The following is a 26,398-nucleotide window of genomic DNA, read 5'->3' on the forward strand; positions in this document are numbered from 1 at the left end:
AGTATAGCATGAAGAATGAAGAAAAAGCCACCTGACAGGTAGCTTTCCTCTCTATCTTCTAAATAGCGTTCTTATCCAACCCTAATTTCCGTTGAACGAACTTAACAATTTCTACAATGATAATCATAGAGAAACTTCCGATAAGGACGACACCCCATTGTGTCAAGTCAAGATGAGTCACGTGGAAAATGGCTTCTAATGGCTCAATAACAATGGTTGCTGCCAAGAGAATAAAGGAAACAAGGATGGACCAGTTAAAGGTCTTCGACTTGAATGGTCCAACTGTCAAGATGGATTGGTAAACAGACTTCACATTGTAGGCATGGAAGAGCTGGATCAAGCCAAGGGTTGCAAAGGCCATTGTGAGTGCATCGGCATGGATGGCTTTTACATCACCAATATGGACTGGATTTGCAATCGCATAACCATATACCGCAAGAACCAAGGCACCTTGTAAAATTCCTTGATAAATAATGGAGCTCATGACACCACCTGAGAAGAAGCTTGACTTGCGTCCACGAGGTTTGTGGCTCATGACACCTGGTTCAGCTGGCTCGACCCCAAGCGCAATCGCTGGGAAGGTATCCGTTACCAAGTTAATCCACAAAAGATGAACTGGCTGAAGCACATCCCAACCAAAGAGGGTTGCAAGGAAAATGGTCAGAACTTCTGCCGTATTGGCTGAAAGAAGGTATTGAATGGTTTTTTGGATATTGGAGAAGACTTTCCGTCCTTCTTCAACGGCTACGATAATGGTTGCAAAGTTATCATCTGCAAGGACCATATCAGAGGCACCTTTAGATACTTCCGTACCTGTAATTCCCATACCGATACCGATATCAGCTGTTTTAAGGGCTGGAGCGTCGTTGACACCGTCTCCTGTCATGGCAACAACTTTTCCTTGGTTCTGCCATGCTTTCACGATACGTACTTTATGCTCCGGAGATACCCGTGCATAAACAGAGTATTGACCAACCACTTTTTCAAACTCTTCATCTGATAAGTTGTTCAATTCAGCCCCCGTCAAGACATGATCTTCTGTATCATTGGCATCAATAATGCCAAGACGTTTGGCAATTGCTTCTGCTGTATCTTGGTGGTCACCTGTAATCATGATTGGACGAATTCCAGCTTCTTTTGCCACACGCACAGCTTCTGCAGCTTCTGCACGTTCTGGGTCAATCATCCCAATCAAACCTGTAAAGATCAAGTCCGTTTCAAGTGTCTCACTTGTCAATTCTTCTGGGATACTGTCGATAATCTTATAGGCACCTGCAAGAACACGAAGTGCTTGATGCGCCATTTCAGAGTTATTCGCCTTAATAGCTGCGGCTACTTCATCTGTTAATGGACTAACTTCTCCTGCTATATCCACTTTACTTGAACGATGTAAGAGCTGATCTGGCGCCCCTTTAACGGCAACGAAAAATTTTCCATCTGGTAACGGATGAATTGTCGACATGAGTTTGCGATCTGAGTCAAATGGTAACTCAGCAACACGTGGATATTGCGTTAAGAATGCTTTTACATCATAGGCCTTGTCCAGTGCATATTGGATAAAGGCAGTTTCTGTTGGATCCCCAATCAGTTTTCCGTCTGCATCAATCTTCGTATCATTTGCCAGAACAACCGCACCCAGTAATGGTAAATCTAGTCCTGCTTCAATGGTTTCTTTGGCATCCACTAATTGACCATTGTAATAAACTTTTTCAACAGTCATCTTGTTCATGGTAAGAGTCCCCGTCTTATCAGACGCAATAATTTCTGTTGAGCCAAGTGTTTCGACCGCTGGTAATTTCCGAACAATCGAATGACGCTTTGCAAGGACTTGTGTGCCAAGTGAGAGGACAATGGTTACAATAGCTGGCAAACCTTCTGGAATGGCTGCAACTGCAAGAGCAACAGAGGTTAAGAGACCCGTTAATGGATGTTCACCACGAATAAAGACGGCTACAGCAAAGGTAATTGCTGCAATGACCAAAATCACATAGGTCAAAACCTTAGACAGATTGTTCAAGTTTTGTTTGAGTGGTGTATCTGTCTCATCAGCTTCTTGAAGCATACCTGCGATATGACCAACTTCGGTAAACATCCCTGTATTTACAACCACACCAAGTCCACGACCATAGGTGACATTGGAATTTTGGAAGGCCATATTGACACGGTCACCAATTCCGGCATCTTCTGCGACTGTCATACGGACATCTTTTTCAACCGGTACTGATTCTCCAGTCAAAGCAGCTTCTTCGATTTTTAAGGAATTTGCTTCCAATAAGCGCATATCAGCTGGTACGACATCTCCCGCTTCAAGGCTCACAATATCTCCTGGAACCAATTCTTTTGAGTCAATTTCTGTCACATGACCATCTCGTAAGACATGGGCAGAAGGACTAGACATGGATTTCAGAGCGTCGATTGCTTCTTCAGCTTTCCCTTCTTGATAGACACCAAAGAGCGCATTGATAATGACCACAGCAAGAATGATAATCGCATCTGCAATATCTTCACCACCTGATGTTACAACCGATAGAATCGCTGCAAGTAGCAAGATAATAATCATCAGATCCTTGAATTGATCTAGGAATTTCGCTAAAAGGGAGCGTTTCTCACCTTCTGCTAGTTCATTTCGTCCATATTGCTCCAAACGCTTGCTTGCTTCACTCGTTGTTAAGCCTCGCTCACTTGTCTCTAGCTCACGCAAAACAGCATCTGAATCTTGGGCGTAAAAAGCTTGGCGCTTTTGTTCTGTTGACATGTTTTTCTCCTTTTCGTCCCTTTTTGAAAACACAAAAAGAGACTTGTTTTATTCAAACAAGTCTCGCTATTTCATACAAGGCCGGAAATTTCTTTCGGATTGACGACCTTGTAACGGATACTTCCGTCAGCTACTCCCTTGATATGCTGACTATTATAGCAAAAATGAAATTTTTTTGCAAGAATGTTTTCCTTTTTTACATGACAATCGCAGAAAGCCCTTTTTTCCGAAAAATGCAGAAAAGCTTATTTTCTTGCTAAATATTTTTCCTGTGTCTGTCGTTCCTTTTTTATGATGCAGCCCACTGTATCCGAAGTTTATAGCGAGCCAAGTCTTGCCCTGTCTGCGGAATGCGTAAGGCATAGCGAATGGTTACTTGATTGCCTTCTTTCTGGTAGAAGTCTGTCACCACATGGAGGATTTGCACACCGACTGGAGTGGCAATCTGCGTCACACTTGTCTCATTACTGAGAAACTGCATGACAGATTTAGGAGTTGAAAAGCGGGTCATGGTGCATTCTTGCTGATTTATTTTTAGGACCACGCGTTCTTTTTCCTCATTTTGGTAAGTCAGGTAGAGAAAGTCTCCCTTTTCAACCGCTTCTGCCTCATACACCTGCTCAATGACTTCTAGTTGACCATCCAGATCAATTTCATTGTAAATATCTATCTTCATTTCTTCTCCTTCATTCGAGATACAAATGATGAACGCAACAAGGATAATCCCGTATAAGAAGCAATAAAGACCACAAGAATTTTCAAATTATTGACATCCAAGCTACTCAAGAATTTCGCTGCTGTCAGCACCCCACAAACTCCACCAAGGATAATGCCCGGTACGCCCGGCCAATTGACCCGACCAGATTCAATAAATTGCTTGGCTCCAGCTGTCATGATCATAGCTGCATTTAACATCATAACGGGCAGCGCAATCGCTGGGCTGATGCCCATCAGAGAAAAGAAAATCAATTCTGGTGCATAATTTCCCAAGCCCATGCTCATCAGCATCCCAACGATAAAGTCAAAAACAATCCCAAGGACTAATTTCCAGCCTGACAAACCACGGACATCTGTGGTCAAATCAGCTCCAGGATTGGTCAGCATGCGATAGACCATAAAGAAGGCTGCAATGACCAGCAAAATCCCTAAAATCCGCTGCACCTTCTGCGTATTCCAATGCTGCGTCACGCGCGCCCCCACAAAAGCACCTGTAAAAGCTGCCGTCGCCATGGCAACCAAGGTCAGCAAATCGACCTCAACGATGGTAATAAACAGGAGTGCTTCAACCAAGACTGGTATGATATGAGCCGTGGTCATGGTGGCAGGAATCTTTCGATCATCCTGTACTAGCTTAGTCGCTTTAAAGAGTGTCGTAGTCGTTGCAAACGTCCCAATTCCTAACGTATCGAGCAAATCAGTGATAAAACCAATTCCAAAACCTGTCCAAAACCGCTCACCAAGGTTAACCCTGTGTTTTTTAGTATAGGACAAAATCGTCCAAGCTATCCATACAATCAACCCTACCAAAAGGGCTTGTATCAAATGTAAAATCATCTCTTCTGTCATAGTCTTATTATAATATGAAAAGCCACTTTCGTAAATAGCTTTTACGCAATATTCTACTACTACCACCCAAGCATCTTTAACATTTTTTTGATATAATAGAAAAATGAATGAAAAAGTGTTTCGCGATCCAGTCCACAATTACGTCCATGTGGAACATCCTATTATTTATGAACTCATCAATTCCAAGGAATTTCAGCGACTTCGTCGGATTAAACAGCTAGGAACGTCAGGTTATACCTTTCACGGCGGAGAACATAGTCGCTTTTCCCATTGCTTAGGGGCTTACGAAATTGCACGACGTATTGTGTCCATTTTTGAAGAAAAATATCCAGAAGCTTGGAATTCAAAAGAAAGTCTTTTGACCATGACTGCAGCTCTCCTTCACGATGTGGGGCACGGTGCCTATTCCCATACTTTTGAGCGGCTCTTTGATACAGATCACGAGGAAATGACTCGGCAAATCATGACCCAAGAAGAAACCGAAATCAATCGCATTCTTGCCCAAGTTTCCCCTGACTTTCCAGACAAGGTCGCCAGTGTCATCAACCACACTTATCCCAATAAACAGGTCGTACAGCTGATTTCAAGCCAAATTGATGTCGATCGGATGGACTATCTGCTACGCGATTCCTATTTTACAGGAGCCAATTACGGTCAGTTTGACTTGACGCGAATTCTTAGGGTCATTCGACCCGTTCCAAACGGGATTGCCTTTCAGAAAAATGGGATGCATGCGGTGGAAGACTATGTCCTCAGTCGTTATCAGATGTATATGCAGGTCTACTTTCATCCAGCCAGTCGTGCCATGGAAGTGCTCCTTCAAAAACTCTTGCAGCGAGCGAAAGCACTATACACTATAAACAAGGACTTTTTTGTGCGATCCTCTCCTCATTTGATTCCTTTTTTTGAAAAAAGCATGAGTCTATCAGATTACCTAGCTCTAGATGATGGCGTAATGAATACTTATTTCCAAAACTGGATGACTAGCTCGGATAAAATCCTCTCGGATCTCGCCCAACGCTTTATCAATCGTAAGGTGTTAAAGTCTATCGTTTTCTCAGAAAAGAATGAACCTCATCTCCATATCCTACGCAAGCTTGTCAATCAAGTCGGATTTGAGGCAGACTACTATACCGCTATTCATCGAAATTTTGATTTGCCCTATGATGTCTATCATCCAAATAGCGACAAACCTCGTACTCAGATTGAGATTTTGCAAACAGATGGAGAATTAGCTGAACTCTCTAGTCTATCTCCGCTTGTCAAATCCCTAGCTGGCACAAAGCATGGAGACAATCGGTTTTATTTCCCCAAAGAAATGCTGAGCCAAACAGGACTTTTTCGCGACATTCACACGCAATTCCTATCTTACATTTACAACGAAACTTTTATCTATGGAGAATAACATGAGCATACAATTAGTCGCCGTTGATATTGACGGCACACTCTTAACCAGTAATCGTGAAATCACCCCAGAAGTATTTGCGGCTGTTCAGGATGCCAAAGCAGCTGGTGTCAAAATCGTCATTGCTACTGGTCGCCCAATTGCAGGAGTGAGACAACTACTATCCGACCTTCAGCTAAACGAAGCTGGCAATTTTGTGGTCACCTTCAACGGAGGACTTGTCCAAGACACCGTGACAGGTCAGGAATTTATCAAAGAAACCATGTCGTATGAAGATTATCTGGACATTGAAGTGCAAAGTCGCAAACTAGGCGTCCACATGCATGCCATCACCAAGGAGGGGATTTTTACAGCCAACCGAAATATTGGCAAATACACCGTTCATGAATCCAACCTCGTTCAGATGCCTATTTTCTATCGTACTCCCGAAGAGATGCACAACAAGGAAATTGTCAAAATGATGTATATCGACGAGCCAGACATCTTAGACGCTGCCATTGCTCATTTACCAGCTGAATTCTATGAACGCTACAACATCGTCAAATCAGCTCCTTTTTACTTGGAAATTCTCCCAAAAACAACCAGCAAAGGAGCTGCCATCCTGCATTTGGCTGAAAAATTGGGACTGACCAAAGATCAAGTCATGGCCATCGGAGATGAAGAAAATGACCGCTCCATGCTAGAAGCCGTCGGCAATCCTGTTGTCATGGAAAACGGCAATCCAGAAATCAAAAAAATCGCCAAATACATCACCAAGTCAAATGATGAATCTGGCGTGGCTTATGCCATTAGAAAGTGGGTACTCAAGTAATGTACAGCTATAAATTAAATATCCCAGCTGAAGTACATGACGAATTTGCACAATCTCATCCTCAAGCGAATCTTTTGCAAAGTAGCTCTTGGACCAAGATTAAGGACAATTGGAAATCGCAACGTGTAGCCTTCTACAAAGATGATGAGATTGTTGGGGTAGCTAGCATACTAATTCAATCACTTCCTCTAGGATTTACGATTTTTTATATTCCGCGCGGACCTATTTTTGATTATGAAAACACAGATTTACTTCATTATATCGTCCAAACATTAAAAAAACTGGGTAAACAATCAAGAGCGTTATTTGTTAAGTTTGACCCTACTATCATCTATCGTATTCATTCTGACCAAGCAGCTAAAACACCAAACCAGCATGCTCTAGACATTATCAAGAATCTTCAAGATGCAGGGGCGGACTGGACTGGACTAACCACCGATTTGGCCGCAAATATTCAACCACGTTACCAGGCAAATATCTATGCTCATCAGTTCCACTTTGATGACCTTTCAAAAACAATGAAACGCAAAATCAAGACAGCCCGTCAAAAGGGTGTTGAAATTGTGATAGGCGGTAGCGAATTAGTAGAAGAATTTGCTCGGGTGATGAAAAAGACTGAAGACCGGAAACAGATTAACCTAAGGAGTGCTGACTATTACCAAAAACTGATAGACACTTATCCTGAACATTCTTTTATCGCTGTTGCTCGTTTTCACATTGCCAATCGCTTAACTGCCATTCAAGAAGAACTGGCAAAACTGAAAGATGCTGAAACAAAATTTACGGAGAAAACCAAGGAAGCCAAACGTTTAGAAAATAGCAAGGCACAGGAACGGTTAACGGAGGAATTTATCTGGCTACAAGACAAGTATGAAAAGGAAAATCGCCCAGACTATATTCCAATCGCAGGCACACTAAATTTGCAATTCGGGCAAGTCTCAGATAATTTGTACGCTGGAACAGATACGGAATATGGCCAATACCAAGGATCTGTCTTAGTTTGGTATGAAACGGTTGACTATCTTTTCAAGAGCGGTTATCGTTCTCAAAATATGGGTGGGCTTGAAAATACACTGGATGGTGGATTGTATAAATTTAAAATTCAATTCTTACCAACTGTCGAAGAATTAATCGGAGAATTCAATCTACCTACTTCACCATTCTATAATCTCTTTAACCTTGCCTACAAACTCCGCAAAAAAATGCGAACCAAACATTCTTAGAAAGGATCCCATGACGTTTACTCGTATTACAGAAGATGAATTTATTGCACATGCCAATCGTGCAACACAGCGATCGTTTATGCAAACTCCTGAAATGGCTCATCTGTTACAAAAAAGAGGGGCTGAGGTAGAGTATATCGGCTATACAGATGAAAAAGGAAATATCCAAGTATCTGCTGTCCTTTATAGCCTTCCTATGACAGGAGGACTCCACATGGAGATTAACTCAGGTCCAGTGAGTACCGATTCAAGCTATCTCCAACCTTTTTACAAGGCTTTACAGGGCTATGCCAAGGAAAAAGGAGCTTTAGAGCTCCTTGTCAAACCGTATGAAATTTACCAAAGTTTTGATAATAACGGACAACCAACAACTCCCGAACACAAGGACATGATTGCGACGCTGACAGATATCGGTTATCAGTTTGATGGACTACAAACTGGCTATCCTGAAGGAGAACCTAATTGGCACTATGTAAAAAGCTTAGAAGGATTGACAGAAGAATCACTACTCAACTCCTTTAGTAAAAAAGGGAAACCCTTAGTCAAAAAAGCCAACACCTTTGGTATCAAGATTCGTAAATTAACACGAGATGAATTATCTATCTTTAAAGAAATTACCACAGCAACCTCCGAACGGCGCGAGTACAGGGACAAATCCTTGGAGTATTACCAAAAATTATATGATAGTTTTGGTGAAAATGCTGAATTCATGGTGGCTACTCTAAACTTTCAAGACTATCTCACTTCTATCGAGAAAGAGCATCAACAATTGCTCAAAAAAATCGAAAAACTAGAACAACGCCCCACCACAACAAAACAACAAAATCAACTGCGGGAATTATCTAGCCAGTCCGACACCTTCCACGTTCGAAAACAGGAAACCCAGCTATTTCTTGAAAAATATGGCAATACAGATCAACTATTAGCTGCTAGTCTCTTTCTCTATACGCCACAAGAGACAACCTACCTCTTTAGTGGCTCCTACCCAGAATTTAATAAATTTTATGCTCCTGCTCTGTTACAGGAGTATGTCCTAAAAGAAAGTATCAAGCGAGGTATTCCTTCTTATAATTTCCTGGGTATCGATGGTCTATTTGACGGCTCCGACGGTGTCTTACGCTTCAAACAAAATTTCAATGGTTTTGTCGTTCGTCGTATGGGAACTTTCCGCTACTATCCTTCACCTCTCAAATACAAATTATTACAAGGAATAAAACAAGTTCTAGCACGATTTAGAAAATAGAGCATTAAAACGATTGTAACATTTTGAAATGCAGGATATGAACTTCGGGGGAGCAACCTTACTTCATTGGACTATGCTGCAATATGCTCTAAAACATGAATATCAAACCTTTAACTTTTATGGAACTAGTGAAACCAACCTCGTTGGCTCAGGAAAAGGAAATTTTAACTTCAGACGACAGTTCAAAGGACAATTACACCTACTCCTTGGTACCTTCACCAAATCTCTCACTGTCATTGGCAAATCGTTAGAGATTCTGGCACCAATCAAATCAGGCTCTTTGTCAACTGTAGTGGGTAGATGAAAAGCTAACATCTAGAGAGGACCAGCTTGGTCTTCTCTTTTTTGATGTTGATGGCAATCAAAATCCGCTTTTTGAAGTTTTCAAAGTTCCGAAATCCAAAGGCATTACGCTTGATGACTTTGATGAGATTATTCGTCGCCTCAAGTTTGGCATTTGAGTAAGGCAATTCCATGGCGTTGAGAATCTTATCCTTGTCCTTCAAAAAGGTATTAAATACGGTCTGGAAAATCGGGTCGACAGTCTGCCGAGTGTCTTGGATAAGTCCAAAAAACTGGTCAGCTTGCTTCTCCTGGAAGTGAAAAAGCAGTAGTTGATAGAGCTCGTAGTGTTCTCTCAGTTCTTGAGAATAGCCTATCAGTTTAGCGACAATCTCCTTATTGGTCAAATGCATCCGAAAGGTCGGGCGGTAAAACCGTTTATCACTGAGTTTACGGCTATCTTGTTGTACCAGTTTCCAGTAGCGTTTGAGCGTCTTGTATTCATGCGATTTGCGGTCAAAAGCATTCATGATTTGGGTACGGACACGGTTCATAGCACGGCTGAGATGTTGCACAACGTGGAAGCGATCCAGCACGATTTTGGCATGAGGAAAAAGTTGTTTGGCTAGTTGATAGTAAGGGCTAAACATATCCATAGTGATGAATTTAACGCGGTTTCTGACCTGTCTAGGGTATCTCAGAAAGTGATTTCGGATGGTTGCTTGCGTTCTTCCATCAAGGATAGCGATGATGTTATTTGTGTCAAAATCTTGAGCGATAAAGCTCATTTTCCCTTTCTTGAAGGCATACTCATCCCAGGACATGACTTCTGGAAGCTTATCCCAATCCGTTTCAAACTTAAACTCATTGAGTTTTCGAATAACTGTAGATGTAGAAATGGAGAGTCTGTGTGCGATATGTGTCATTGCTTGCTTTTCGATGAGTAATTGTGCGATTTTCTGGTTGACAGCGACAGAGATTTGATGGTTCTTCTTAACAATAGGAGTTTCAGCGACCGCCATTTTCCCACAGTCTTTGCATTTGAAACGACGCTTTCGAAGGCGGATAAGTAGCGGGTAGCCAGCAGTTTCTAAGTAGGGGATTTTAGAGGCTTTCTGGAAGTCGTACTTAGCCATTTGTCCCTTGCAGGAAGGGCATTTAGGGGCTGTGTAATCCAAGTGACCGTGGAGTTCTAAGTGTGTTCCCATGTCGCATTCATTAGTGATCGTGATATTTTTGTCTTTCATTTTAAGAAAATTTGTGATAAGATTTAGTTGTTCCATATGATTCTTTCTAAATGATAGTTTCTTCGCTTTTCATTATAGGTCATATGGGACTTTTTTTCTACACTGAAAAAAGCTCCATAATCTCTACGGCGGGCGTACCCACTACAGATATTATAGAGCCTCAAATCAGGATGAGTAAAGACTCTGCAACTAGCGAAAACGCATAAAATCAGGATTTTTGACAATCTGATTTTATGCGTTTTCTTAATCCTTATTTTGGCTTAAAATTTAGTTTTTATCCAGAATCATTTTTATTTTTTAACGATAGGCTAGCTCCCTTATAGAGAAACATAATTTTTTTCAGATTTGGTTCAAGACTATTTAGAGTCTATCTTACTTGATTCTTTATAAACATACGTTTATTAGAATTTCTAAGATAAGGATAAGACGAATAGATTTTCTATTTAAAGAACACACACTGAGTAAAATCAACCACTCTCAGTCTTATCGCTCTTCTTTTTTTAGGCCTGCAGCAGCTAAAGTAGCGGCTCCAAGCAATAAGCCCATAGCTGCGATAGAGCTTGCACTTCCTCCAGTTGATGGCAGGAAGGTATTAGCATACTTAGCTTGACCCATGGAAGGAGCAGATTTTGCCCCTGAAGTTTGAGAGGATGCTGTTGCTAAACCGCTAGCAGCAAGCGCACGGCCTTGGTTGCCTAGATTTTGAACCCCTGATCTACCTGGGTTATTTTGTAAACCGGCTGGTTTCAATACTCTTGTGCCCTGACTTTGCGGAATAATCTGTGGATGAAGTCTACGATATTCGCTCTCCAGCTGTTTATAAGTCGTTTGAAGACGAATAAGTTTTTCACTTTCTTGTTCCAGTAAGGCTTGCTTAGCATCATAGTCAGTCTGAGCCTCTGCCAATGCCTTCACTGCTTTCGCATGGAGTAAAGGAGCCTGTTCTAATCTCGCAAGATAGTTCCTAGCTTCTTCTAGTTTCTGTTTAGCAGTTGCCAAATTCCCTTTGGCTTGCTCCAAATTTTTCTGCTTAGCAGCAAGAGTTGATTTCAAACTTGCTAATTGATTTTTAGATTGCTCCAGATTTTTAAGCGCTGTTTCTAATTCTTTCTCTTTTGGAGCCAAATTCCGTTGAATAGATTGGCGGGCTACGTCCAACTTACCTTGTTTTTCAGTGGCTACTTGCTTCGCTTTTGCAAAAATAGCTTGAGCAGTCATCAATGCTGCTGTAGCTTTTTGGGTAGTCGCCACTTGATTATTCAAGCTCGATTGCAAATCTCTTAAAGTAGCTTTCTTCATATTGAGTGTAGATTCTTGATTGGTTTTTTGAACCTTCAACATTGCCAAATTATTTTTCAAAGCCGTGACTTGTGGGGATGGCGCTGTCGAAGAACCAGCATAATTTCGAAGCGCTTTTTCAAAGTCCTCAACCGTCATAAGCGTTCCATTAGCCAATCGTCGATTTACATCAGAAACACTGTAAAAGGCTGCTTCTGCCGTACCATAAACATTACTGTAACGATTTGGTTGCGTATCATAGGCCGCAGACATCGTATTGACAGTGTTATTGACAATTTGCAAGTAGTGACCTACTTGAGCAAAAATTCCCATGCCAACTTTGTTCAAAATAGCATACGCATCAATTTGTCGTTCATCTGTCGGTAAGCCGTATTGGGCTGCATATTTTTGGTAGAGTGCCTTTTCATTGTACCAAAATTTAACCGCATCCTGTGGAGAGAATGAAATAGCAACATTTTCTCCATTCGCATACTTAAACATATGAGTTCCTGCTTTTTCAAAATAGCGCGTTTGAATTTGACTTCCAACATTTGCGTACGGATCCACCAATAATTCTGGAAGTCCTGCTCGCTTACGGTAGGCATTGATAGCCTTCATAACCTCAACAGCCTTTAAATTATTGGCCAAGGTTGCCGGGCTGTTCACGTCTGTACCGACTACAATCCCATCTTCCTTTTGCCCACGTTGATAAATTCCTAGAGCCTTAGTTGCTTCAGCTTTCACATCAGCGTTTGCTCCATTTTTTTGTAAATGGGTCAAAAATTCTTGGTAAGTTGCTGTTTTTAAATCTACATGCCGAGTCGGAGTAGCCTGACTTTCTGCTTGTTTCAAAGCTGTTTCTGTCTGCTGGATGTTTTTCTCAAGACTAGCCAGATTCTTCTCTCCTTCTCGGATTTCTTGAGTGGTTTGATTGATTTTTTCAGGAATGGTATGGCTATCTGTTTGAGCAGCTTTTAAAACAGCTGTTTTTTCAGCCACTTCTTTTTCAGCCTGAGCGACAGCAGCTTGAGCTTGTTTTAAGGCCTCCTCTTCTTCGTGAATTGGCTTCTTCGCTTCATTGACTGCTGTTTGAGCCATATCCACGAGGGACTCTTGACCGCTTACTACATTCTCTTCTTTGCTGACTTCCGTTTGAGCTGTTTCTACTTCAGTTTGAGCGATTTCGACATTTGCTTCTTCCGTTGAAATCTGTGCTTCTAAAGCTGGAAGGCTATCTTTGGCTTCTTGAATCGTTGTTTCAGTTGCCTTGTCCAACAATTCTTTCGTATCAGTTTCTTCTTTTGTTGCCTCATCAAGCATTTCTTTGGCTTGTTGACTCGCTTCTTGTGCTTTTTGAACAAGCTCTTCTTGATTTTCTGATTCTGTTTTTGCAGCTAAGACTGCTTCTTTCGTAACAGGTGTTTCTGCTGGTTTACTAGCCTTAGTTTCGGCTTGTTCTGCCATTCGTTTAGTAGCTTCTTCTGCCTTGACTTGCTGAGTCGTTGCAGCTGATAGAACCGTTGTCGCAGCTAAGCCGGTCACCACCATTGATTTTGTCAGTTTTTTATCCATGTTTTCTCCTGGTTTTTATATGTTATTTATCATTATTGACTAGTTGTTTATACTGATTTACTCATTCTAACAAGGTAAAGCTCTATTTTATCCCGAAAGAATTTACCTTGCCAATAATAGTATACCAATTTTTCTTCAAAAATGCTGGAGAAAACAGTTTACTTTTTAAAGAGAAATATTGCCAACAAATGACAAACGTATGTGGCAAATTGTGATATAATGTCAGTAGTGATGTAGAAAAGAGGTTGCTATGATTCAATTGATTGCCCTTGATATGGATGGAACTCTCCTCGATGAGGCAAAGGAAATTCCTCAAGCGAATATCGACGCTATCCATCAAGCCTTAGAAAAAGGCGTAAAACTGGTGCTCTGCACAGGTCGCCCTTTAATTGGTGTCAAGCCCTACTTTGAAAAGCTAGGTCTTGATTCAGAAAACGAGTATGTGATTGTCAATAACGGCTGTTCCACACACCAGACCAGTGACTGGAGTCTGGTTGATTTTGAAGCACTGACTGCTGACGACATCCGCTATTTAGCCAGCCTTACAAAAGATAGAGCTGTTCAATTTACCCTATTTGATGAAGAGCATTATTTTGTTGTAGATGAGAAACCCAGCGAGATTGTCAGGCAAGATGCTAGTCTTGTTTTCACACAACCAACAGAAATTTCTCTCGCTGAAGCTACTTCTGGTAAACACACCCTATTTGAAGGCATGTTTTTGGCTGAAAAAGAAATACTTGACCAGTTTGAAAAGGACTATGCCACCATACTTGCTGGACGATTTAATGGTGTACGTTCGCAACCCACTATCTACGAAACCTTGCCTAAAGCCACCAGCAAAGCCTCTGCTCTCGCCCGTCTGGCTGCCAATTTACAGATCGAACCTGCAACTATCATGGCCTTGGGCGATGCCAATAACGACATCGAAATGCTCGAATTCGCAGGACTGGGCATTGCCATGGGAAATGCCAGTGACACTGTCAAATCCATCGCTGACGCAGTCACAGGCAGCAACGAAGAAAACGGAGTAGCAACTGCTATTCAACGCTACATTTTAAAGGAGAACCTATGAAATATGAAAATCTACTCGAGCGTTTTTTGACCTATGTTCAGGTCAATACCCGTTCTGATGAAACATCAAGCACAACGCCAAGCACGCAAAGTCAGGTAGAGTTTGCCCAAAATATCTTAATTCCTGAGATGAAACAGGTAGGATTAGAAAATATCTACTACCTACCAAACGGTTTTGCCATTGGAACTTTGCCAGCCAACGATCCCCGTTTAACTCGGAAAATCGGTTTTATCTCTCACATGGACACAGCCGATTTTAATGCGGAAGGCGTCAACCCGCAAATCATCCAAAACTATGATGGAGCAGACATTCGTCTAGGAGAATCTGGATATACCTTGAGCCCATCTGACTTCCCTAACCTATCCAACTACAAAGGCCAAACCCTTGTCACTACTGATGGAACGACTCTCCTCGGTGCTGATGATAAATCAGGGATTGCAGAGATTATGACCGCTATCGAATACCTCCACCAACATCCTGAGATCAAACACTGTGAAATTCGTGTCGGCTTTGGGCCAGATGAGGAAATCGGCGTTGGAGCAGATAAATTTGATGCTGAGGATTTTGATGTTGATTTTGCGTATACCGTTGACGGCGGGCCACTTGGTGAGCTCCAATATGAAACTTTTAGTGCTGCCAGTGCTGAATTGACCTTCAAGGGGCGCAATGTTCACCCAGGCACTGCTAAGGATCAAATGATTAATGCCCTGCAATTAGCCATCGATTTCCACGCTCAATTACCAGCAGATGATCGTCCTGAAAAAACAGAGGGCTACCAAGGTTTCTATCACCTCATGAAAATAGAGGGAACGGTCGAAGAAGCTAAGGCAAGCTACATCATCCGTGATTTTGAAACACCAGCTTTTGAAGAGAGAAAAGCCCTGATGGAAGCCATCGCCCACCAAATGAACCAAGAGTTCGGAAGCGAGCGCGTTCTTCTCACCCTTGCAGATCAATATTACAATATGAAACAAGTCATTGAAAAAGATATGACTCCTGTCACAATTGCCAAAGAAGTGATGGAATCCCTTGAAATCCAACCTATTATCGAGCCGATTCGTGGGGGAACTGATGGATCCAAGATTTCCTTTATGGGCATTCCAACGCCAAATATCTTTGCTGGTGGCGAAAACATGCACGGTCGTTTTGAATATGTCAGTTTAGAAACCATGGAAAAAGCTGTCGATGTCATTGTCGGAATTGCTTCATTCCAAAGATAGTCTCCCGTGACTAGAAAGCCATAACCGCCCGTGAAAACAGGGTCTTGCACACCTGCTGTAAGCCCATTCATCTTCAATAGCTCCTAAAGACGCTTTCCGAACCTTGTTCAGGTTATGCTTTTTTTCCTTGACTACTACAACGAGCCTATATCGTATTCTAAATCCTCCATTCGAAACATGTTTATCAACTAGTTTACTTTTTAAATCTCCCACAAACTCGGAAATCACTAGTTTTGGTGGTCTCAGCACTGGCATGTGAACATGATACCGGATTATATGCCCTTCTATGATTACTACTCCTTTATACAAGCATAGATGACGAAAAATTTCTATTAAATCTTGTCTAATTTTGGTAGTACATGAATTTTCTGCCATATTTCGGAGTAAAGATAATAGGATAGAACACATCCATTTAGTGTATGATAAACTATAACTGCTTTTAGCCATGTATTTTTCCTTTCTGTGTCTAATCTGAACAATTAGCGAAAAATAAATGAAAGCTAAAAGCCTTGTCAGCCACCAGCATAGCTGGTGGTTCAGATTGAAGACAAAGTCCTAGAAATACTTGTTTCTGAGGGCTTTTTTTGATGTCAAGGAGTATAATAGAGGTAAGAAGAATGTGAGGTGTTGGCTATGTTTCACAAAGAAAATCCCGATTATAACCGTCGTCAAGTAGGCTTCTATACGCTTGAAGAGTTAGTTCCAAAGGACCACTTTCTGCGTCAGTTGGAGGAAACTGTCGACTTTTCTGTCATCTATGACTTGGTGGAGGATAGTTATTCCTCAGACAAGGGTCGTCCTAGCCTTGACCCTGTTATGCTGGTCAAAATCCCTCTGATTCAGTGCTTCTATGGCATTCGCTCCATGCGTCAGACCATCAAGGACATTGAGGTCAATGTTGCCTATCGTTGGTTTCTGGGCTTGAGTCTGGACGATAAGGTGCCTCATTTTACCACATACGGTAAAAACTACAGCCGTCGTTTCGCTGAAACAGAAGTGATCACGCGTATCTTCGAACATGTCCTCAATCTCTGTTTGACTGCTGGATTAGTGGATACAGATGAGATTTTCATCGACGGAACGCACATCAAAGCAGCTGCCAACAACCATAAATACAGACGACAAGAGGTCGAGGCTCAAGCTAAATGGATGAGTGAACAACTCGAAAAAGAAATCGCACAAGATCGGGTAACACATGAAAAAAAGCCCTTAAAGCCCGCCGCAAAAGGCGAGGCTAACACTAAAAAGATGTCCACGACTGACCCTGATAGTGGTTGGTTTCATAAGGGGGAGCATAAGGAGGTTTTCGCTTATGCAGCACAGGTGGCTTGCGACAAACACGGTTGGGCATTAGCCTATACTGTTGAAGCAGGCAATGTCCATGATAGTCAAGCTTTCCCTGCTTTCGCAAAGCTAGAACCGTTTCACCCCAACTATATCATCGCTGACTCTGGTTATAAAACTCCCAGTATTGCCAAATGTCTACTGGATCAGCATATCACACCTGTCTTTCCCTACACCAGACCTCGTGGCAAGAAGGGCATGTTACGACCGAATGATTTCATTTATGACGAGCATTATGACGTCTACCTCTGCCCTGAAAACCAAGTCTTGTCTTACAGCACTACCAACCGTTCTGGCTATCGAGAATACAAGAGTGACCCTAAGACTTGTGCAACCTGTCCACTCCTAAAGAGTTGTACTGAAAGTAAGACCAAGCAGAAGCTAGTCACCAGACATATCTGGAAAGGTTACATGGAGATTTGTGAAGAGATTCGCCACCAAAGAGGGATGAAAGAGCGATATCAGCACCGAAAGGAGACGATAGAGCGACTCTTTGGGACGGCTAAAGAATACCATAATCTCCGCTATACAAGAGAAATTGGTAAGCCCAAAATGCGAGATAAAGTTGGGCTGACTTTGGCGTGCCTTAATCTCAAAAAACTGGTGAAAATGAGGGCAGGAAGGCCTTTTTATGTTGCCCTAATCTACTCTTTTAGACTACTTTTTTCAAAAATAACACAGCAAACAAAAAGACAAACTAGTTTAAGGGCTAGTTTGTCTTCAGTCTGAGCCACCAGCATAGCTGGTGGTTTTCTTGGCTCTATAATATCTGTAGTGGGTAAATCCACTGTGGAAATTATGGAGCCTTTTTCAGTGTAGAAAAAAAGTCCCATATGACCTATAATGAAAAGCGATAAAACCATCATTTAGAAAGACTCATATGGAACAACTAAATCTTATCACAAATTTTCTCAAAATGAAAGACAAAAATATCACGATTACTAATGAATGCGACATGGGAACTCACTTAGAACTCCACGGTCACTTGGATTACACAGCCCCTAAATGCCCTTCCTGCAAGGGACAAATGGCTAAGTATGACTTCCAGAAAGCCTCTAAAATCCCCTACTTAGAAACTGCTGGCTACCCGCTACTTATCCGCCTTCGAAAGCGTCGTTTCAAGTGCAAAGACTGTGGGAAAATAGCGGTCGCTGAAACTCCTATTGTTAAGAAGAACCATCAAATCTCTGTCGCTGTCAACCAGAAAATCGCACAATTACTCATCGAAAAGCAAGCAATGACACATATCGCACATAGACTTTCCATTTCAACATCTACAGTTATTCGAAAACTCAATGAGTTTAAGTTTGAAACGGATTGGGCTAAGCTTCCAGAAGTCATGTCCTGGGATGAGTATGCCTTCAAGAAAGGGAAAATGAGCTTTATCGCTCAAGATTTTGACACAAATAACATCATCGCTATCCTTGATGGAAGAACGCAAGCAACCATCCGAAACCACTTTCTACGATACCCTAGACAGGTCAGAAACCGCGTTAAATTCATCACTATGGACATGTTTAGCCCCTACTATAAATTGGCTAAACCCTTCGCCCTCCAATTTCTAAGCTCAGGCTGAAACAGTCTATTCCCAGACTGTTTCACTCCCACATGCCAAAATCGTGCTGGATCGCTTCCACATTGTGCAACATCTCAGCCGTGCTATGAACCGTGTCCGCATACAAATCATGAATCAATTCGATAGAAAATCTCTTGAGTATCGAGCCTTGAAACGCTACTGGAAATTGATACAACAGGATAGCCGTAAACTCAGTGACAAGCGGTTCTATCGCCCTACTTTTCGCATGCACTTAACCAACCAGGAGATTGTCGCTAAACTGCTCGGCTATTCTCAAGAACTGAGAGAACACTACGAGCTCTATCAACTACTGCTTTTTCACTTCCAGGAGAAGCAAGCTGACCAATTTTTTGGACTTATCCAAGACGCTCGGCAGACTGTCAACCCGATTTTCCAGACCGTATTTAATACCTTTTTGAAGGACAAGGATAAGATTCTCAACGCCATGGAATTGCCTTACTCAAATGCCAAACTTGAGGAGACGAATAATCTCATCAAAGTCATCAAGCGTAATGCCTTTGGATTTCGGAACTTTGAAAACTTCAAAAAGCGGATTTTGATTGCCTTAAACATCAAAAAAGAGAAGACCAAGTTGGTCCTCTCTAGATGTTAGCTGACATCTACCCACTACAGTTGACAAAGAGCCGTTTTCTTTTTTTCTTTCTGAGAAAAACTGACGGAAAGCCAGAACAAAAAGAATACCAAACTGATCCTCTCTCATTGCCCACTATAACTCTCCCCAGTTGACAAAGATGAAAAAACTGTCCTCATCCAAGAACAGTTTTTCACCTAAGATTAATAGTATTCCCCTTGACGATAATCCCAAGATTGGAACGTATCAGACAAATGCATCATAATCTTGTCAATATCAAGACCCTTACGAATCACGACTGGACATGGAGAAACAGAACGTTTACCGCCTTGTTCTGGAACCAAATTGCCATCTTTATCGACCATAGATACCATCACGCCTTGCTCATATCGAGTTTCAATTGTCTTATCTGGCTGGATTGAGGCTACATAATCATCCGCTTCAATGACTAAGTCAACACTTGATTCAATGCGTTCACCAATGCCTTCTACCTTACCACGATTGCCCTTTCCAGATGGATTAGCAGATGAGGCATAGACCATTTTACCTTCTTCCCAAAGGCGGGCTGCCAACTGCTCCCCTGCTTTACCAAACTTAATGACAAAGCAACTGGTTCCACGGCTATCTGTCATCAATTCCTCACGGCCATCTCCATAGGCTTTGAGTTTTGCCATAGCCTCATCCTTCCACGGTAAGATACAACCAAGAAGAATGTCCTCATCCCAATGATTTTGGTAAAAGGCCTCAATTTCTGGATTAAGCTGTGCTAATTCCCGGAGTTCATCCATACTACCGCACAGCACAACCCCTGGTTTGTTCCGATTGCGCTCCTTAGCTTCAAATTTTCGCTCTAGGCCAGCTCTATCGCTTGTCATAATAATGTAGCCTACCTTTGTAGGACAGACAATACAGCCACCTTGCCCCTGTAAAATGTCAAATCCTTCTTGTGAAAGTTCACCTGTCCATTGAATATGTTTTGTCATGATTATTTCCTCTTTTCTTTTAGTGTTATTTATATTTTATAAAAACGAATGCTCATTCAGCCTTTATTCTACTATTTTTCATCCTCTCTCCAATACGCTGGTCGATTGCGTTCATAAGCTGCAATCAAGCCCTCGTATTGAAGGGTAATGCTAATATCATCCAAACCATTTAGGAGCTTGTACTTCCATTCGCTGTCAATATCAAAATGAAAATCGCCAATTGGTGAGATAATCACCTGTTTTTCTAGGTCAACGGTCACCTCATCATCAGGGCTAAGCTTTGCCAATTTCTCCCGCACCTCTCGTGGCTGGACAATCGGCAACATGCCATTATTTAACTCATTGTTGTAATGAATATCCCCAAAAGAACCTGCAATAACAACCTTAAAACCATAGTCAGCTAAGGCCCAAGCTGCGTGTTCACGCGACGAACCAGCTCCAAAATTGTCACCTGTCACCAAAATGGTCGCTTTGCGGTACTCCTCTTGATTAAAAATAAAATCCGGATTTTCCGTATAGGCATGATCTAGGTAGCGCCAAGCATACATCAAATACTTGCCAAAACCTTTTTTATCAATCAACTTCAAAAATTGCTTGGGTAGAATCTGATCCGTGTCAATATTGTCATTCATCAGCGGAACAGTTGTTCCTGTATAAGTGGTGAATTTTTCCATTCTTACTCTACCTCCGCAAGCTGTCTCACATCCACAAAGTGCCCTGCAATCGCTGCCGCTGCTGCCATAGCAGGACTACACAAGTGCGTTTTCGCGCCAAATCCTTGCCGATCCTCAAAATTTCGATTGCTGGTCGAGGCACAATGAACCCCCTCAGGCACCTTGTCTGGATTCATCCCCAGACACATGGAACAGCCCGGATCTCGCCATTCAAAACCTGCCGCTAGGAAAATCTTATCCAAACCCAACTTTTCAGCTGCCCGCTTAACAGGTCGACTCCCTGGCACAACAATGGCTGTTAGGTTAGGCGCAATTTTTTTGCCCTTGACAAATTTGGCAGCTAGTATCAAATCGCTCAAGCGCGCATTGGTACAAGACCCAATGAAAATATACCCCAACTCAATCTCTTCAATCTTCTGACCAGGACGTATCCCCATATAATGATAGGCTCGTTCATCATTTATATCCTTAATCGCCGGAAATGGCTCATCAAAGGAAACCCCCATAGAAGGATTGGTCCCCCAAGTCACCATAGGAGCAAGAGCCGAAACATCCATGCAAATGACCTTATCATAAACAGCATCCTCATCTGAGACCAAGGTTCTCCAGTCTGCAATGGCAGCCTCAATGTCTGTTGGTGCATTAGCTGTTTTTCTAACATAGTCAAAGGTCGTTTGGTCAGGGTTCATCATGCCGATTTTGGAGCCAAATTCAATTGACATATTACAAATGGTCATGCGTTCTTCCATACTGAGTCGCTCGACTGCTTCTCCACGGTACTCCACCGCATAGCCGACACCGAGTCCAACACCATATTTGGCAATGAGAGCTAAAATAAAGTCCTTGGCATAGACCCCTTTTTGCGGACGACCGATAAATTCAACCAAGAGTTTTTTGGGTTTAACCTGCCAAATGGTCTGAGTGGCAAAGACATGCTCAACTTCACTGGTTCCGATACCGAATGCCAAAGCTCCAAAAGCACCATGGGTCGCTGTATGACTATCGCCACAAACAATGAATTTTCCTGGTTGGGTACGACCTGTTTCTGGTCCAATCATGTGGACAATCCCCTGAAGTTCTGAACCGTGATCGGCACAATCAATGCCAAACTCACGAACATTATCAGCCAAAGTATCCATTTGCGCCTTTGAAATCACATCACGAATGTCAAAAATATTAACAGTTGGCACATTATGATCAAAAGTGCCATAGGTCAAATCAGGTCTTCGCAAGTGTCTTCCTGCCTCACGTAATCCTTGAAAAGCCTGAGGACTCGTCACTTCGTGGATATAATGTTGGTCTACATACATGAGCTGGGGCTGTCCTTCTTTGCCCGTAACGACATGGCGTTCCCAGACCTTATCTAAAATCGATTTCCCAGCCATGCTACCTCCCAATCCAATAAATCAACACTCCGTCTATGATAAGACCCAGTAGCCAAGCTAATCGGAAATACCATTTTTTCGTCTTGTGGCGAAAACGAGTTCCACCTGCCCAAGCTCCTAGTCCACCACCCAAGATACTCATCCCCAATAAGGTCTTTTCGGAAATTCGATAAGCTTGGTGTTCTGCCTTTTTCTTATCTATTCCATACGTCACAAAGACGACTAAATTCCAGACCATGAGGGTCATACTAATAATTTGTTTTCCTGTCATAAATGTTTAATGATTGCTTCTACCGCTTCAAAAGTAGAAGCATTTCCTCCTAAATCTTTGGTCACAATACCTGCTGCAAAGCTGGCTCCAACTGCTCCTTCTATTTTTCTGGCGACAAGTTCTTCTCCAAAACTCTCACGTAACATCATAGCCACCGATAAAATCATGCTGACGGGATTGGCAATGCCCATTCCTGCAATGTCAGGAGCAGAGCCATGAATTGGCTCATAAAGACTAGCCCCTGTCCCATGACTGGCTGACGGCATCACCCCAAGAGTGCCGGATAAGACACTTGCTTCATCTGATAAAATATCTCCAAAGAGATTTTCCGTCACGAGCACATCAAAGCGAGCGGGATTGGTAATCATAAGCATGGCTGCACTATCAACCAATTGGTGTTCCAAGATGACCTCAGGGTAGTCTTTGGCAACCCTATCTGCTATTTTTCGCCATAATTTTGAGGTTGCAAGGACATTTTGTTTGTCAATGCTGGTTACTTTTTTCTTTCTCGTTTGGGCTAATTCAAAGGCCTGACGCATGATTCGCTCAATTTCCACAACATGGTACTCATTGACATCACGTGCCATTTCCTCTTCAAGCCTGTGTTCTCCAAAATAAATTCCTCCAGTCAACTCACGAACCACAACGAAATCCACATCTGCAATCCGTTCTTCCTTTAAGGGCGATAAGTGCTTCAGTGCAGGCCAAATCGTCACTGGACGAATGTTGGCATATAAACCGAGTTCCTTCCGTAGCAAGAGCAAGCCCTGTTCTGGTCGAATAGGAGCCTGATCATACTGGGGACTTCCAATTGCAGCAAGGAGGACTGCATCTGCCTTCTGGCAAGCCTCTAAAGTAGCTGAGGGAAGCGGATGTCCTTCTGCATCGATTCCTGCACCACCGAAGTTTTTCTCAATAATGTCATAGTCAAAAGAAAGGTGAGCTTTCACCGCATCAAGCACCTGCAATCCTGCCTGCATAATTTCAGGCCCAATACCGTCTCCAGCTAGGGCAACGATTGTTTTTTTCATAGCACCCTCCTTGACTACTCTAGCATATCGCGATAAGAAACACTTTGTCCAATACTGCCTTCATTTTCTTTTTGGACAAAGATGTTGGCATGGATATAAGCAATGGCACTCGCTTTCAAGACATCAAAATCCAGTCCTGAAGCATTGAAAATCGTTTCTGTTGCTTGATTTTCTACCGTCACTAAAACACGCGCCTGCGAGTCAATACCGTCTGTCACGGCCTCAATATTATAAGACAAGAGCTTGACCTCTTGGTGGAAGAAGTCATCAATCGCATTGAAAATGGCTTCGACACTTCCCTTACCAGTTGCTTGGCATTCTACCTCTTCTTTGTCTTCGTTGACAAGGCGAACAGTTGCCACCATACTATCACCCTCTACAGCAAGTGTCAAGTCATCAAAATGGAACCCTTCTGGATTTTCTACCGTAACGCCTGCAATCAAGGCACGAATATCAGCATCAGTAATTTCTTGTTTCTTATCAGCCAAAGCCTTAAATTTCGCAAACAATTCATTGATTTCTGCCTCATCAAAATCAAGGGCCAATTCTTTTAGTTTCTCGACAAAGGCATGGCGACCTGAGAGCTTTCCAAGTGGCAAACTATTACTCTTAACCCCGACCAATTCTGGTGTAATAATCTCATAGGTCAATGGATTTTTTAGTACACCGTCTTGGTGAATACCAGACTCATGTGAGAAGGCATTGCCGCCAACCACAGCCTTATTTTTAGGAATGGCAATTCCAGAAAAACGAGATACCATTTCTGATGTGTTAATCGTTTCATTCAGAACAATATCCGTTTCCACCTGATAATAGTCCGCACGAATATTGAGCGCAACGGCTACTTCCTCCAAGGCTGCATTTCCTGCCCGCTCACCAATACCATTAATCGTACCCTCCACACGACCAGCACCATGTTTAATAGCAGATAGGCTATTTGCCACCGCCATTCCCAAATCATCATGGCAATGAGGGCTGAAAATAATCTCACGATCTGATTTCACCTGTTCAATAAGATACTGGAAAATCTGACCATATTCTTCTGGTGTTGTGAAACCAACGGTATCTGGAATGTTAATGTAGGTCGCCCCTGCATCCACCGCTGTCTGAACCACTTCCAGCAGAAAATCCAATTCCGTCCGTGTTCCGTCCTCTGGTGAGAACTCGACAATCTCGAATTTGGAACGTGCATAGCTGACATACTCTGTAATGGTCGCAAGAATTTCTTCCTTGGTCTTTTTCAGCTTGAATTCTCGGTGAATAGGACTGGTTGCAATAAAGACATGAATCTGCGGATACTTGGCATCTTTTAGAGCCTCATAGCAGGCATCGATGTCTGATTTAACCAAACGGGCAAGACCGGTAACAGCAGTTGTTTTCATCGCTTTTGCGATCTCTTTCACCGCTGTAAACGAATCTGGACTAGCTGCCGGAAAACCTGCTTCAATTGCTGAAACTCCCCATTTTTCCAATTGCTTGGCAATAGCAATCTTTTCTTTAATTGAAAAATTTACTCCTGGTGTTTGCTCTCCGTCACGAAGACTGGTATCAAGAAATTCAACCTTACGCATCTCTACTCCTCTTTCCTTATAAAATAAAAACATCTCACTTGCTCAAGCGAGATGTGGTAACTCCCGCTTGGTAAGCCAAACAGGACTAATGCTTTTTTGCACTAGCCCGAATACCACAACAACAATTCTGCTACAAAAATCTGTGCTGGCTTCATGTTTGACCCTCCTGTGATGTAAGTAATAGTATTTTACCATAGCAAAAAACCACTGTCAACAGAAAATTCAATATTTTTAGAAAATTTTGTAAACTGAAACTTTCTTGATTATTTTCATATCAAAATTCTCTTTGTACTCAAATAAAAGGTGTGAAATGCGTCAAAGATGCTACTGCCACAATGAGTAGAACGTCTAGCAGCACAACATAACTTTCTTGCGTCCGTAGGACCGTAAGTATCCAAGGACAGCCAAATCAGAGAGAATAACCTACTTCACCTGCTCTATTTTCTATCAAAAAATAGATAATTGAAGGCAAAATGTCTGTATTTGAAATTTAATGAGTATGACCTCGTTGAACACTCAATCGCTCTGCCCTTCTTCCTTTCCTAGAAAAAGAGCAGAAGCCGCCTCCACACTCTTTAGAATGTAAGGGGAACTTCTGCTCTTTTAGTTTTGGTCTCTTGCTTCTTCTAAAATCTTTGCGATTTTTGTCGTAATCAAATCAATAGCAACCGTATTGGACACCCCTTCTGGAATCACAATATCCGCATAACGCTTGGTTGGTTCGATAAATTGATGATACATGGGTTTTACCACCCCTAGATACTGGGTAATGATACTATCAAGACTGCGACCACGCTCTTCCATATCTCGCTTAATCCGACGAATAATCCGCACATCATCATCCGTATCCACAAAAATCTTAATATCCATCAAATCACGTAGGCGTTTGTCTTCTAAGACAAGAATTCCCTCCACAATAAAGACATCTTGAGGCTCTTGACGATACGTTTTATCACTTCTAGTGTGCTCAGTATAATCATAGGTCGGAATGTCCACCGGACGACCTTCTAACAACTCCTTTAATTGTCCAATCATTAAATCCGTATCAAAGGCCAAAGGATGGTCATAGTTGGTCTGGATTCGCTCTTCAAAAGTCAAATGGGATTGGTCTTTATAGTAGGAATCATGCTCAATCATGGCAATTTTTTCATTGGGAAAATTTGCCAAAATGGCACGAGAAACGCTGGTCTTTCCACCACCAGAACCACCTGTCACTCCGATAATAATAGGTCTATTTTGCATCTGTCTCTCCAATATTTGTTATCCTATCTATTTTACCGCAAATCATGGTATAATG

General features: G+C 42.2%; 20 protein-coding genes and 2 pseudogenes. 9 read left to right on the plus strand and 13 right to left on the minus strand.

Annotated features, from left to right (window positions below; translation table 11 throughout):
• Positions 1 to 58: 58 nt before the first annotated feature.
• The 3 genes from BFM96_RS10050 to BFM96_RS10060 all read right to left on the minus strand — a co-directional run bounded on the left by BFM96_RS10050 (position 59) and on the right by BFM96_RS10060 (position 4,321).
• Positions 59 to 2,755 (minus strand): cation-translocating P-type ATPase, encoded by a 2,697-nt coding sequence (locus BFM96_RS10050; RefSeq protein WP_068993746.1) that lies wholly within the window; start codon positions 2,753 to 2,755, stop codon positions 59 to 61.
• 289 nt (positions 2,756 to 3,044) lie between these two features.
• Entirely contained in the window at positions 3,045 to 3,431 is a 387-nt protein-coding gene (locus BFM96_RS10055) for a DUF1934 domain-containing protein (protein WP_068993750.1), read from the minus strand.
• Positions 3,428 to 4,321 (minus strand): sulfite exporter TauE/SafE family protein, encoded by an 894-nt coding sequence (locus BFM96_RS10060; RefSeq protein WP_068993753.1) that lies wholly within the window; start codon positions 4,319 to 4,321, stop codon positions 3,428 to 3,430. Before BFM96_RS10060 ends, BFM96_RS10055 begins: the two co-directional genes overlap by 4 nt.
• Positions 4,322 to 4,424: 103 nt before the next feature.
• Between BFM96_RS10060 and BFM96_RS10065 the strand changes: the two genes are divergently transcribed.
• The 5 genes from BFM96_RS10065 to BFM96_RS10085 all read left to right on the plus strand — a co-directional run bounded on the left by BFM96_RS10065 (position 4,425) and on the right by BFM96_RS10085 (position 9,307).
• Positions 4,425 to 5,726: an HD domain-containing protein gene (locus BFM96_RS10065; RefSeq protein ID WP_068993756.1), complete on the plus strand. Its 1,302-nt coding sequence runs from the start codon at positions 4,425 to 4,427 to the stop codon at positions 5,724 to 5,726.
• 1 nt (position 5,727) lies between these two features.
• The gene (gene yidA / locus BFM96_RS10070) at positions 5,728 to 6,537 is read left to right on the plus strand and encodes a sugar-phosphatase (RefSeq protein WP_068993759.1); all 810 of its coding nucleotides are present in this window, start codon (positions 5,728 to 5,730) and stop codon (positions 6,535 to 6,537) included.
• Positions 6,537 to 7,760 (plus strand): peptidoglycan bridge formation glycyltransferase FemA/FemB family protein, encoded by a 1,224-nt coding sequence (locus BFM96_RS10075; RefSeq protein ID WP_068993762.1) that lies wholly within the window; start codon positions 6,537 to 6,539, stop codon positions 7,758 to 7,760. Before yidA ends, BFM96_RS10075 begins: the two co-directional genes overlap by 1 nt.
• A 10-nt stretch (positions 7,761 to 7,770) precedes the next feature.
• Complete coding sequence (locus tag BFM96_RS10080) at positions 7,771 to 9,003, plus strand: aminoacyltransferase (protein WP_068993764.1); 1,233 nt, start codon at positions 7,771 to 7,773, stop codon at positions 9,001 to 9,003.
• A gap of 73 nt (positions 9,004 to 9,076) precedes the next feature.
• Entirely contained in the window at positions 9,077 to 9,307 is a 231-nt protein-coding gene (locus tag BFM96_RS10085; protein WP_317614659.1) for a hypothetical protein, read from the plus strand.
• A gap of 4 nt (positions 9,308 to 9,311) precedes the next feature.
• Here BFM96_RS10085 and BFM96_RS10090 read toward each other — a convergent pair whose 3' ends face one another.
• Together BFM96_RS10090 and BFM96_RS10095 are read right to left on the minus strand one after the other, a co-directional pair.
• Positions 9,312 to 10,568 carry an ISL3 family transposase gene (locus BFM96_RS10090; RefSeq protein ID WP_068993769.1) on the minus strand — a complete coding sequence of 419 codons (1,257 nt, stop codon included), beginning with the start codon at positions 10,566 to 10,568 and terminating at the stop codon, positions 9,312 to 9,314.
• Positions 10,569 to 11,015: 447 nt separating this feature from the next.
• Entirely contained in the window at positions 11,016 to 13,382 is a 2,367-nt protein-coding gene (locus BFM96_RS10095) for a CAP domain-containing protein (protein ID WP_068993772.1), read from the minus strand.
• A 250-nt stretch (positions 13,383 to 13,632) separates the two neighbouring features.
• On the opposite strand from BFM96_RS10095, the gene BFM96_RS10100 reads away from it, so the two are divergent.
• Together BFM96_RS10100 and pepT are read left to right on the plus strand one after the other, a co-directional pair.
• Positions 13,633 to 14,454 (plus strand): Cof-type HAD-IIB family hydrolase, encoded by an 822-nt coding sequence (locus BFM96_RS10100; RefSeq protein WP_068993774.1) that lies wholly within the window; start codon positions 13,633 to 13,635, stop codon positions 14,452 to 14,454.
• On the plus strand, positions 14,451 to 15,674 hold the full coding sequence (pepT, locus tag BFM96_RS10105) for a peptidase T (protein ID WP_068993776.1): 1,224 nt from the start codon (positions 14,451 to 14,453) through the stop codon (positions 15,672 to 15,674). Before BFM96_RS10100 ends, pepT begins: the two co-directional genes overlap by 4 nt.
• Here pepT and tnpA read toward each other — a convergent pair.
• Positions 15,660 to 16,121, minus strand: a pseudogene (gene tnpA, locus BFM96_RS11415) (IS200/IS605 family transposase). The gene pepT and the pseudogene tnpA overlap by 15 nt on opposite strands.
• A 186-nt stretch (positions 16,122 to 16,307) precedes the next feature.
• Between tnpA and BFM96_RS10115 the strand changes: the two are divergent.
• On the plus strand, positions 16,308 to 17,747 hold the full coding sequence (locus BFM96_RS10115) for an IS1182 family transposase (protein WP_068992646.1): 1,440 nt from the start codon (positions 16,308 to 16,310) through the stop codon (positions 17,745 to 17,747).
• Positions 17,748 to 17,898: 151 nt separating this feature from the next.
• A pseudogene (locus BFM96_RS10690) lies at positions 17,899 to 19,207 on the plus strand (transposase).
• A 182-nt stretch (positions 19,208 to 19,389) separates the two neighbouring features.
• Here BFM96_RS10690 and BFM96_RS10130 read toward each other — a convergent pair.
• The 7 genes from BFM96_RS10130 to udk form a co-directional block, all read right to left on the minus strand.
• Positions 19,390 to 20,169: an L-threonylcarbamoyladenylate synthase gene (locus BFM96_RS10130; protein WP_068993784.1), complete on the minus strand. Its 780-nt coding sequence runs from the start codon at positions 20,167 to 20,169 to the stop codon at positions 19,390 to 19,392.
• Between the two features lie 71 nt (positions 20,170 to 20,240).
• On the minus strand, positions 20,241 to 20,843 hold the full coding sequence (leuD, locus tag BFM96_RS10135; protein WP_068993787.1) for a 3-isopropylmalate dehydratase small subunit: 603 nt from the start codon (positions 20,841 to 20,843) through the stop codon (positions 20,241 to 20,243).
• Between the two features lie 2 nt (positions 20,844 to 20,845).
• Positions 20,846 to 22,228, minus strand: a complete 1,383-nt coding sequence (gene leuC, locus BFM96_RS10140; protein ID WP_068993789.1) for a 3-isopropylmalate dehydratase large subunit — start codon at positions 22,226 to 22,228, stop codon at positions 20,846 to 20,848.
• Between the two features lies 1 nt (position 22,229).
• On the minus strand, positions 22,230 to 22,499 hold the full coding sequence (locus BFM96_RS10145; protein ID WP_068993791.1) for a DUF1294 domain-containing protein: 270 nt from the start codon (positions 22,497 to 22,499) through the stop codon (positions 22,230 to 22,232).
• Entirely contained in the window at positions 22,496 to 23,530 is a 1,035-nt protein-coding gene (gene leuB, locus BFM96_RS10150) for a 3-isopropylmalate dehydrogenase (RefSeq protein ID WP_068993799.1), read from the minus strand. The genes BFM96_RS10145 and leuB overlap by 4 nt, the downstream gene beginning before the upstream one ends.
• 14 nt (positions 23,531 to 23,544) lie before the next feature.
• Positions 23,545 to 25,101 carry a 2-isopropylmalate synthase gene (locus tag BFM96_RS10155; RefSeq protein WP_068993801.1) on the minus strand — a complete coding sequence of 519 codons (1,557 nt, stop codon included), beginning with the start codon at positions 25,099 to 25,101 and terminating at the stop codon, positions 23,545 to 23,547.
• A gap of 603 nt (positions 25,102 to 25,704) precedes the next feature.
• Positions 25,705 to 26,343: a uridine kinase gene (gene udk, locus BFM96_RS10160; RefSeq protein WP_068993804.1), complete on the minus strand. Its 639-nt coding sequence runs from the start codon at positions 26,341 to 26,343 to the stop codon at positions 25,705 to 25,707.
• Positions 26,344 to 26,398 lie beyond the last annotated feature (55 nt).

The organism is Streptococcus himalayensis (assembly GCF_001708305.1).
GTDB lineage: Bacteria > Bacillota > Bacilli > Lactobacillales > Streptococcaceae > Streptococcus > Streptococcus himalayensis.